This is a genomic window from Catellatospora sp. NPDC049609, from assembly GCF_040675365.1.
In the GTDB taxonomy this organism is placed as follows: Bacteria; Actinomycetota; Actinomycetes; order Mycobacteriales; family Micromonosporaceae; genus Catellatospora.
On sequence record NZ_JBFAOU010000239.1, the window covers coordinates 1 to 9,988 of the forward strand.

The 9,988-nt window shown below is 69.7% G+C and carries 7 protein-coding genes; 4 read left to right on the forward strand and 3 right to left on the reverse strand.

Annotated elements, in window-relative coordinates:
* Positions 1-129: 129 nt before the first annotated feature.
* Together AB0J67_RS36480 and AB0J67_RS36485 are read right to left on the reverse strand one after the other, a co-directional pair.
* A complete protein-coding gene (locus AB0J67_RS36480) occupies positions 130-366 on the reverse strand; it encodes a hypothetical protein (protein WP_363489565.1) in 237 nt (78 codons plus the stop codon).
* Between the two features lie 196 nt (positions 367-562).
* Positions 563-1,663, reverse strand: a complete 1,101-nt coding sequence (locus AB0J67_RS36485) for a ricin-type beta-trefoil lectin domain protein (protein ID WP_363489567.1) — start codon at positions 1,661-1,663, stop codon at positions 563-565.
* A gap of 725 nt (positions 1,664-2,388) precedes the next feature.
* Here AB0J67_RS36485 and AB0J67_RS36490 point away from each other — a divergent pair.
* Both AB0J67_RS36490 and AB0J67_RS36495 read left to right on the forward strand, forming a co-directional pair.
* Positions 2,389-3,663, forward strand: coding sequence for a ricin-type beta-trefoil lectin domain protein (locus AB0J67_RS36490; RefSeq protein WP_363489577.1), 1,275 nt, complete (start codon positions 2,389-2,391; stop codon positions 3,661-3,663).
* A gap of 63 nt (positions 3,664-3,726) precedes the next feature.
* A complete protein-coding gene (locus tag AB0J67_RS36495) occupies positions 3,727-6,423 on the forward strand; it encodes an RICIN domain-containing protein (RefSeq protein ID WP_363489569.1) in 2,697 nt (898 codons plus the stop codon).
* A 97-nt stretch (positions 6,424-6,520) separates the two neighbouring features.
* Here the strand turns inward: AB0J67_RS36495 and AB0J67_RS36500 are convergent, their stop codons facing one another.
* Entirely contained in the window at positions 6,521-7,840 is a 1,320-nt protein-coding gene (locus AB0J67_RS36500) for a cellulose binding domain-containing protein (RefSeq protein ID WP_363489571.1), read from the reverse strand.
* A 259-nt stretch (positions 7,841-8,099) separates the two neighbouring features.
* Between AB0J67_RS36500 and AB0J67_RS36505 the strand changes: the two genes are divergently transcribed.
* Both AB0J67_RS36505 and AB0J67_RS36510 read left to right on the forward strand, forming a co-directional pair.
* Positions 8,100-9,041 carry a PaaX family transcriptional regulator C-terminal domain-containing protein gene (locus tag AB0J67_RS36505; protein ID WP_363489573.1) on the forward strand — a complete coding sequence of 314 codons (942 nt, stop codon included), beginning with the start codon at positions 8,100-8,102 and terminating at the stop codon, positions 9,039-9,041.
* 339 nt (positions 9,042-9,380) lie between these two features.
* The coding region (locus AB0J67_RS36510) for an endo-1,4-beta-xylanase (RefSeq protein WP_363489575.1) at positions 9,381-9,988 on the forward strand (608 nt) is incomplete at its 3' end.

The window sequence follows — 9,988 nt, forward strand, 5'->3', positions numbered from 1 at the left end:
GGCGGTGCTCCGCCGGCCGAGGGCCGCTCCAAGGTGGAGCGGCGCGGTTCAGCTGCAAGCGGTGCACCGCCGGCCGAGGGCCGTGTGCGATCTGGTCTGAGGCTGCCCGGGACGGCGTCCGCGGCGGCTTCAGGCGTAGAGGAACCAGAAACCCGGCGGGTTGTTGGTGGGGACGGGATACCAGACGCACTGGTACGGCCCGGGCCAGTAACCGTTCTGGATGCCGTAGTTGCCGACCCGGTGGCACTCGGAGTTCTCGTAGTAGACGCCGCGCAGGATGGGCGCGGCCTGCGCGGGTGCCGCCCCGGCGAACACCGTCGAGCCGACCAGGACCGCCGCTAGCAGCGCCGTCTTGAGGTTGCGCATCTGACCTCCATCGTCTTCAGGGCGATGTGCATAGCATAGATAGACATCGATGAATGCGCCAGCTCTCGTACGGTCAGGGCGCGCGGGAGCAGACCGTCGTCAGCCCGCTGCCACGCTCGGCGGCCGGGGCACGTGCCAGGTCCAGGGGCCCGCCCGGTGGGCGATCGATCCCGCCGGGCGGGCCTGACGGGCGGACTCACCCGCGGGTCCACCGCTGGTTCGCTGCGGCGGTGCAGGTCCAGAGGATCACCGGTGTGCCGTTGGCGGTGGCGTTGCCGGAGACGTCCAGGCAGAGTCCCGAGCCCGGGTTGCTGACCGTGCCGTTGCTGTTGAGGTTCCACCGCTGGTTGGCCGCGCCGCTGCAGGTCCAGAGCTGGACCTTGGACCCCGGCGTCGCGCCGGTGGGCGCGTCCAGGCACTTGCCGAGCGACTGTATGCTCTGCCCGCTGACGGTCCACTGCTGGTTCGGCCGTCCGCTGCAGTCCCAGATGATGGGCTGGACGCCGTTGGCCGTGTTGCTTCCAGGCACGTCGAGGCAGCGCCCGGAGGCTGCGCTGACCAGCGTGGACGATGCCGGGCCGGTGCTCGTGCCGATGCTGCCCGGCACCGACCGCAGTGCGGCGTACCAGGTGGCGGCCATCTTGTCGTAGCCGGTGGCGGTCGGGTGGATGCCGTCGATGAGGTCGGCGGTGGTGAGCGCACTGTGCATGTCGACGAGGTGGACGCGCCGGCCCGCGTTGACCTTGCTCTGCACGATGCCGGGGATGGCGGCGTTGAAGGTGCGCGCGGCGTTCTCCTGGCCGGTGTTGCTCAGCGGGATGATGGTCGCGACGAACACGTCCGCTGACGGCACCGCTGCGGTGATCCGGTCGAGCAGGTTGGACAGCCTGCCCGGGGCGCCGGACAGGTTGTAGTTCTGCAGGACGTCGTTGGTGCCGATGTGCAGCAGCACCGTACGCGGGGTCGTGTTCTGGAGCCAGCCGCCGATGTTGGCGTCGATCTGGTCGATCCGCCATCCGGGGTGGCCCTCGTGGTCGTGGTCGCCGAGGGCGGAGGGGCCGTTGAACTGCGTGCCGACCAGGTCGACGCGGTACCCGCCGGCGGCCATCCGCTGCCAGAGCCCGATCCGGTAACCGCCCGGCACCTGGGTGCCCTCGGTTATCGAGTCGCCCAGCGGCATGACCCGCACCCCGCCGTTGGACTCGGCGCCGGCCACGCCGCCGTGCAGCGCCACCGCCGCGGCGGTCAACAACAGCGCGGCCGCCGCGGTGGCGAGCCGGCGCGCGTACTTGGACATCGTCGATCCCTTCGCTCGGTCACACGGGTCGAGCGGCCACTGCGCCAGGGCAGCGGTCATCGCTCATATCGATGCCACTTCGTCCAGGAGCCGGCCGGCGCCTGACCTACCGAGCCTGGGGACATGGATGACATATGATGTATCCGGTCCAATGTGACCGATAACATTCGCTGCGTCAAGGGCGATCCGCCGGTGGCCAAGGGCAGCCTGCGTGAGTCCTTCCTCGGCCGTCCGGCATGACAGGTGGCGTGCTGGAGGTCGTTGCGCCCCAGATGATCCCGGGTGGTTGTCCCCTGTAGACACCTGGGGAGCGTTCGCCCGCGTCGCGCGTGGCGGTGGGAGCGATCTACGCGGCCGCCATTGATCAAACGACGAACGTTGACATGTGACGTATTACGTCGCTACGGTGGCGCTGTCCCACGAGGACAGTCGGCCAGGGCAGTGAGCCGACCACCCTCAGCCCAGCAGCGTGGCGAATCGACGGCCGGGCCGCCGGCCGCAACGCGCCCCGGTCGGGCTCCCACCGGCCGACAGATCAACCGCCTGCCCGCCCGGGTGCGGCGGTATGGCTGTGCTGTCCCGTGCCCCGACCGCAGGCGGCTACCGGCAGTGCAGTCCTCGCTCCCAGGCAAGGAGACAGCACTGTGACATCCATCCAGCACCGACACGTCCTGCGACGGTGGCTCGCCGGGTTCGGCGCAGCCGCCGTCGTCCTCGCGGGCGCCCTGGCGGCCACCGCACTGACCGGACCGGCGGCGTACGCCGCGCCGACCGCAGGATGCGGCAAGAGCCCGACGCTGCGCACCGGCACGCACACGATCCAGAGCGGCGGCCAGAGCCGCAGCTTCAACCTTCGTGTCCCTGACGGTTACAACAACACCCGGCCCTACCGGCTCATCTTCGCCTACCACTGGCGGGGAGGCACCATGAACGACGTCTCCTCCGGTGGCAGCAGCGGCACCACGTGGTCGTACTACGGCATGCAGCAGCAGTCCGACAACAGCGCGATCCTGGTGGCCCCGCAGGGCCTCGGCAACGGCTGGGCCAACTCCGGCGGCGCCGACGTCACCTTCACCGACGACATGATCCGGATGATCCAGAACGACCTGTGCGTCGACACCGCCCAGCTGTTCGCCATGGGCTTCAGCTACGGCGGCGGGATGAGCTACGCCATCGCCTGTTCCCGGGCGACCGTGTTCCGCGCCGTGGTGGTGTACGCGGGCGCGCAGCTGTCCGGCTGTAGCGGCGGCACCCAGCCGATCGCCTACTTCGGCATCCACGGCATCTCCGACAACGTGCTCAACATCGCGCAGGGCCGCTCACTGCGCGACACCTTCCTGCGCAACAACGGCTGCGCCCAGCAGAACGCCGCCGAACCGGCCCCGGGCAGCGGCAGGCACATCACGACCACGTACTCCTGCCGTGCGGGGTACCCCGTGCAGTGGGCAGCCTTCGACGGCGGCCACGGGCCGGCGCCGGTGGAGGGATGCTCCGGCTGCGAGGACGGCGCCAGGACCTGGACCAAGGCGGAGGCCTGGCGGTTCCTGTCGCAGTTCGGGTCCAACCCGCCGCCGAGCTCCCCGCCGCCGAGCAGCCCGGCGCCCGGCCGGACCAACGTGCTGCTGGTGGGCCAGCAGTCGGGCCGCTGCGTCGACGTGCCCAACTCGTCCACGGCCAACGGCACCCAGCCGCAGCTGTGGGACTGTCACGGCGGGACCAACCAGCGCTGGACCTACACCGCGAGCCGGCAGCTGACGGTGTACGGCAACAAGTGCCTGGACGCCAACGCCGGCGGGACCGGCAACGGCACCGCCGTGATCATCTGGGACTGCAACGGTCAGGCCAACCAGCAGTGGAACCTCAACGCCAACGGCACCATCACCGGCGTGCAGTCGGGGCTGTGCGTCGACGTGTCGGGCGCGGCCACCGCCAACGGATCCAGGCTCCAGCTGTGGGGCTGTCATGGCGGCGCCAACCAGCAGTGGTCCACCCGGAACTGACCGGAACCGTCGGGTCACCGCGGCGGGCACGCGTGCTGCGGCAGTCGAAAGGAAGAAGAAGACGTGAAGCCAGCTCTATCGACCATGGGAAGATCGCTGTCGGCGGTGCTGCTCCTGGTGTCCGCCTCGCTGGCGGCCGCCGTCGCCCACCAGGCGCCCGCTTCGGCCGCGATCCAGGCGACGTACTACGTCGCCCCCAACGGCAACGACAGCAACCCGGGGACCATCGGCTCGCCGCTGCGGACCGTGCAACGCGCCCGGGACCTCGTCCGCACCGTCAACACGAACATGACCGGCGACATCTACGTGTATCTGCGCGGCGGAACGTATCCGGTGAGCAGCACCATCGAGTTCGGTGCGACCGACTCGGGCACCAACGGCCACCGCGTCGTCTACGCCGCCTACCCCGACGAGACGCCGGTCCTCGACGGCGGGGTGCAGGTGACGGGATGGACCCAGCACAGCGGCAACATCTGGAAGGCACCCCTCGACCGCGCCAACAAGCTGCGCGCGCTCTATGTCAACGGCAAGCGCGCCCACATGGCGTCGAAGACGATCTCCTCGGCGGGCTGCTACGGGACATACAACGTCACGGCCGGTCAGGCTGCGTGGGCCTGGGAGTCGGGGTCGCAGTGTGACGGGGCCCGGTACAGCGCGTCGGACTTTCCCGCTATCAGCGGCAACCACGACGACATCGAGATCGAGACCGGCACCACCTGGACCACCGCCATCGTGGGAGTCCGCCAGGTGACCAGCGACGGCTCCGGTCGCATCGCGCTGTTCCAGCAGCCGGGTGCGGCCATCGCCCAGGGCGCGTTCAACGGCAACGCCCAGGTGGGCGGCGCACACAAGGTCATGAACGCGTACGAGTTCCTGGACACGCCGGGTGAGTTCTTCTTCAACAAGTCCACCCGGACGCTGTACTACTACAAGTCCGGCTCGGAGAACATGGCGACCGCCTTGGTCTTCGCGCCCAACAACGTGACCACGCTGGTGCGGATCGCCGGCACCGCCACCGGCAGCCACGCACGCAACATCACGCTGTCCGGGATCACCGTGCAGCACTCCGACTGGAACCTGTTCAACGTGGCCGGCTCGTCCTTCAAGCAGGCACAGCAGGGCAACCTGGGCGCCACCGCGTACGCCAAGGGCAACTTCCACGTCTATTACTACCGCAACGTCGACGTCACGCCGACCATCATCGACGTCCAGAACGCCGACGGGATCCTGCTGCAGCGCAACCGGATCCAGCACACCGGCGGCGACGGCATCGGCATGGTCAACGACGTGCAGAACTCGCAGCTGATCGGCAACTTCACCAACGACATCGCCGGGTCCGCCGTCAGCGTGGGCCACCCCCAGCACGTGTACATCGGCGACCACACGTCGGGCAACCGCGAGAAGTATCCGGTCCAGGTCGAAGGCCTGCCGAAGAGCATCGAGATCAGGAACAACTACCTCTACGACAGCGCCGTGCTGTTCAACGGGCACAGCCCCATCTCGGCCTACTTCGTCGACACGCTCACGGTGCAGCGCAACCGCATCGAGAAGGCGCCGTGGTCGGGCATCACGATGGGCTGGGGGTGGTGGAACTTCGACGGCTCGTCCGGCTCGATCGCGCCCAACCGCCCGACGACGACGGCGAAGAACAACAACATCAGCTACAACCACTTCATCGACACGGTGCAGCGCCTCAGCGACACGGCGCCCATCTACACCCTGGGCAGCCAGCCCGGGACAACCATCAGCAACAACTACCTCCAGGGCGTTCCGTCCGGCCACAAGTACGGGCTGCACCCGGACGAGGGCTCCGCGTACATGACGTTCCGCGACAACGTGCTGAGCGTGGACAAGAACGTCACCTGGCTCATCAACTCCGACGACTGGGGGCGCAAGCACGATCTGAGCATCACGCAGACGTACGGCCCCATCAACAAGGTGTCGAACAAGAACCTGCCCAACAGCACGGTCCACGACATCCTCGTCTCGGCCGACTACGTCTGGCCGGCGGCGGCATACGGCATCGCCGTGAACTCCGGGCTCGAGGACGCCTACCGGGGCATCATCCCGCAGGGCAACCTCGTGCTGAGCGACTACGTGCTGCCGGCCAGCACGTACGTCGGCGGCACCGGGACCTCGATCCCGATCCGGAGCACCGGCGACGCGGCCAGGTCCGTCTGGCTCGCCCCCTACGGCACGACCAGCTTCGTGGCCGGGCCGACGATGACCCGTGCCACCGGCACCGCCACCTCGATCGCGGTTCCGACATCGGCGGGCGAGTACCGGCTCTACGTGCTGGACGCGCAGGGCGTCCGGTCGGTCGAGTCGAAGTCGATCGTGCGCCGTGAGGGCGGCGGCGGAGGCGGCCAGCAGAACGTGCAGATCGTGGGCGGTCAGTCCGGCCGCTGCATCGACGCGCCCAACAGCGCGACCGCCAACGGCAGCCAGCTGCAGCTGTGGGACTGCCACGGCGGCACCAACCAGCGCTGGACCTACACCAGCGGCAAGCAGCTGACCCTGTACGGCAACAAGTGCCTGGACGCGTCCGGGGCCGGCACGGCCAACGGCACCGCGGTGGTGATCTGGGACTGCCACGGCGCGACCAACCAGCAGTGGAACCTCAACGCCAACGGCACCATCTCCAGCGTGCAGTCCGGGCTGTGCGTGGATGCCACCGGCGCGGCGACCGCCAACGGCACCAAGATCGTCCTGTGGTCGTGCAACAGCGGCGCCAACCAGCAATGGAGTCTGCGCAGCTGACCACGTGGTCGACGACCCGGCCTCGCTCTCGGCGAGGCCGGGTCGTCGACCCGCTGTTCAGACATCTTCAGTGCGACGAGCCTGCGCGGGTGGTGCCTCAGGCGGCCGAGCAGGCAGGCGTCGGGGTCGACGGAGTGCCACCGGCAAGGAAGCCGAAGGTGGTCGATCCGCCGGCCGCCAGCGCCCCGTTGTAGGAGACGTTGCGCACCGTGACGGACTGGCCACTGCTGGACAGGGTGCCGCTCCACAGCTGGGTGATGGACTGGCCGCTGGTGAGCGTCCAGCCGACGGCCCACCCCGAGATCGGGGCGCGGCCGGCGGTTACCGTCACCTCCGCCTGGAAGCCGCCGGGCCAGGAGTTGACCGTCCGGTAGGTGGCGCTGCACGCGCCGCCAGGCGCGGGCGAGGACGGCGCGGGGCTGCTCGGCACGGGGCTCGCCGAGGGAGAGCTGCTCGGTGACGGGCTGGCCGACGGGGAGGCGCTGGCCGACGGGGAGGCGCTGGGCGAGGGCGGGGCGGCGAACTGGGCCAGGAACGTGTTGACCGCCGCCGAGGTCCAGGTGCGCGTGCCGCTGGTGGCTGTCGACCCGTCCACGGGGTGGGGTGCGTGGTCGCCGTCGAAGGCCGCCCACTGGACCGGATACCCGGCCCGGCACCCCGCGTAGGCGGTGGTGATGTGCGTCAGGCTGCCCTGGGCAGGCTCGCGCGGGCTCTGCGCGGTGCAGCCGTTGTTGCGGACGAAGGTGTCGCGGATCGAGCGTCCGCTGGAGATGTTGAGCACGCTGTCGTGGGTGCCGTGGATGCCGAAGTAGGCGACCGGCTGCGTGCCCCCGCTGCAGCCGCTGAGGTTGGCGCCGGAGTAGACCACGACCGCGCGGAAGACCGTGGGCCGGGCGCAGGCCAGCGCGTAGCTCATCGCGCCGCCGTAGCTCCAGCCCATGGCGTAGACCTGGGTCGTGTCCACGCACAGGTCGGCCTCCACCAGCCGGACCAGGTCGTCGATCAGGGTGACGTCCCGGCCGTTGGTGTTGGCCCACCCGTTGCTGATGCCCTGCGGCGCGACGAAGATCGTGCCGTCGTTGGACAGCTGCTTCTGCCCGTAGAAGGCCCAGGCCGCCCCGTCCGCTCCGCCGGTGGCGACGTCGCCTGCGGTGCCGTTGAGCCAGTGCAGTCCGAAGATGAGCCGGTACGGCCGGGTGTTGGTGTAGGTGCTCGGGATGCTCAGGATGTAGCTGCGGTTCTGGCCGCTGCTCTGGATCGAATGAGTCCCGCTGGTCAGCGTGGGGGTCCTGCCGCAGCCGGCGGTCGGCCCGGCCTCGGCCAGGCGCGGCACCAGCAGGACCGCGCCGGTCAGCGCCAGTGTCAGCAGGCTGCTCAGCGCCCACCGCTGTCGTCTTGAGCTGGTCGTTCGTGTCATGGCACTTCCTTGATCGCCACAGTTGCGGGTCGGCTTGCCCTTGCCTGCCCCTGCCGGTGTGCCGGACTTCCATCGCGTACGCCGTCGGGCTCCATCGACGACGTGTGTCATGAAGAATGCCGGTCGGACATGAAAGTGTCAATCGAACGACTCGGATGGCAGCCGGGCTGCCCGGTGTCGTGGGGGCGCCGACGCCCCGCCCCTACGATGAGCGGGACCCCGTGCCGCGGGGTCTGGTCGTCTCAGCGCCGGAGTCGTGGTGAATCCGTTCGAGATAGAAGAGATCTTCCCCGATGTGGCCGGCGGCTCCCGGCTGCCGCGACGCCAGGCGGGCAACTCGCCCCAGGGCCTGGCGACGACGCTGGTCGCCGATTACACGCTGCCCACCCGCGCCTGGCTGCCGTCGGCCGCCGTGACGACCCTGCTCGGCGAGTTCGGGATCACCAGCGGCGCGGCCCGGACCGCGATCAGCCGGCTGGCCCGCCGGGGCGTGCTGGAGAGCAGCCGGGATGGCCGGCACAGCTTCTACCGGCTGACCAGGGACGCCGCCGACGAGCTGTCGGCCGGGGGAGCCTGGATCGCCCGCTTCGCCGAGCAGGTGCGCACCTGGGACGGCACCTGGACGCTGGTCGCCTTCTCGCTGCCGCAGGAGCACGGCACCCAGCGACGATCGCTGCGCGGCCAGCTGCGCTGGCTGGGCTTCGCGCCGCTGTACGACGGGCTGTGGGTGTCGCCGGATCCGTGGAACCCCACCGTCGCCGGGCGGCTGGCGGCGGTCACGCCCGGGGCGATGACCGTCTTCCGGGCGGCGCATGTGGACCTGGCCGCCACTGCGGACCGCAACCCGATCGAGGCGTGGGACATCGCCGCGATCACCGAGCACTACGCGGCCTTCGACCGGCAGTGGCGGCCGCTGCTGCAGCGCGTCCGCGAGGGGCGGATCGTCGGAGCCGCGGCGGTCCGGGCCCGGACGGAGATCATGGACGACTACCGGCACATCCCGCTGCTCGATCCGCAGCTGCCCGTGGAGCTGCTGCCGGCGGGCTGGCCGCGCACGCGCGCCCGAGAGGTGTTCGTCGAGATCTATGACGGGCTCGCCGAGCAGGCGCAGCGACATGTGCTGGAGGTGGTGCGCCGGTCGTCGGGCGAGCCTCCGGTGGGCATCACGGCCCACACCGTCGCGGTGATGGCCGCCAGCTGAGCTGTTCCGAAGGTAATCCGGAAGTTTCGGTGCGAGCGCAGTGATCCACTGCGGTGCGATTTTTTGTGCCGTGCGACGGACGGCTCTGGGTGATCGGTGATGATCGCTCGCCAGGCCTCGCGAACTGCAGGAACGATGCTCCTCAGTGGATGCCGACCTGGGGTCGCGCGGAGGCCTTGCCACATTGGCCAGTGATCGTCTTCCGGAAGTTATCGAAAAGTTTCCGTTGCGACGGGGTATCCAAGCGTGGCAACATGCCCCGGTATCGATGCCCGTTCCCATGGCGCCGCGACAGATCGCCCGAGACGACGCGTGCGCCGACCACGAAAGGAGACCATGATGACAGCGCTGCCCTCGGCGCATCATGGCCGGAACCGACAGCGGCGATCACCGATCCGCGCCGCCGCGCTCACCGCGGCCGCCGGCGCCCTCGCCCTGCTGACCGTCGTGCTCGTGATCCCGAACGCGAACGCAGCGGCCAGCACCCTCGGCGCCGCCGCCGCGCAGTCGGGGCGGTACTTCGGCACCGCCATCGCCGCCAACCGGCTCGGCGACTCGACGTACAGCACGATCGCGGCCCGTGAGTTCAACATGGTGACCGCCGAGAACGAGATGAAGCCCGACGCCACCCAGCCGAACCGGGGGCAGTTCAACTTCAGCGCGGGCGACCAGATCTACAACTGGGCCAACCAGCGCGGCATCAAGGTCCGCGGCCACACGTTGGCGTGGCACGCCCAGCAGCCCGGCTGGATGCAGAGCCTGAACGGCAGCGCGCTGCGCCAGGCGATGATCGACCACATCAACGGTGTCATGGCCCACTACCGGGGCAAGCTCGTCGCCTGGGACGTGGTCAACGAGGCGTTCAACGAGGACGGCAGCCGCCGCTCGTCCAACCTGCAGGGCACCGGCAACGACTGGATCGAGGTGGCGTTCCGCACCGCCCGCGC

Coding starts and splice junctions, on each gene's coding strand:
- AB0J67_RS36500 (WP_363489571.1), bottom strand. CDS start 7,840: ATGACACGAACGACCAGCTCAAGACGACAGCGGTGGGCGCTGAGCAGC.
- AB0J67_RS36480 (WP_363489565.1), bottom strand. CDS start 366: ATGCGCAACCTCAAGACGGCGCTGCTAGCGGCGGTCCTGGTCGGCTCG.
- AB0J67_RS36485 (WP_363489567.1), bottom strand. CDS start 1,663: ATGTCCAAGTACGCGCGCCGGCTCGCCACCGCGGCGGCCGCGCTGTTG.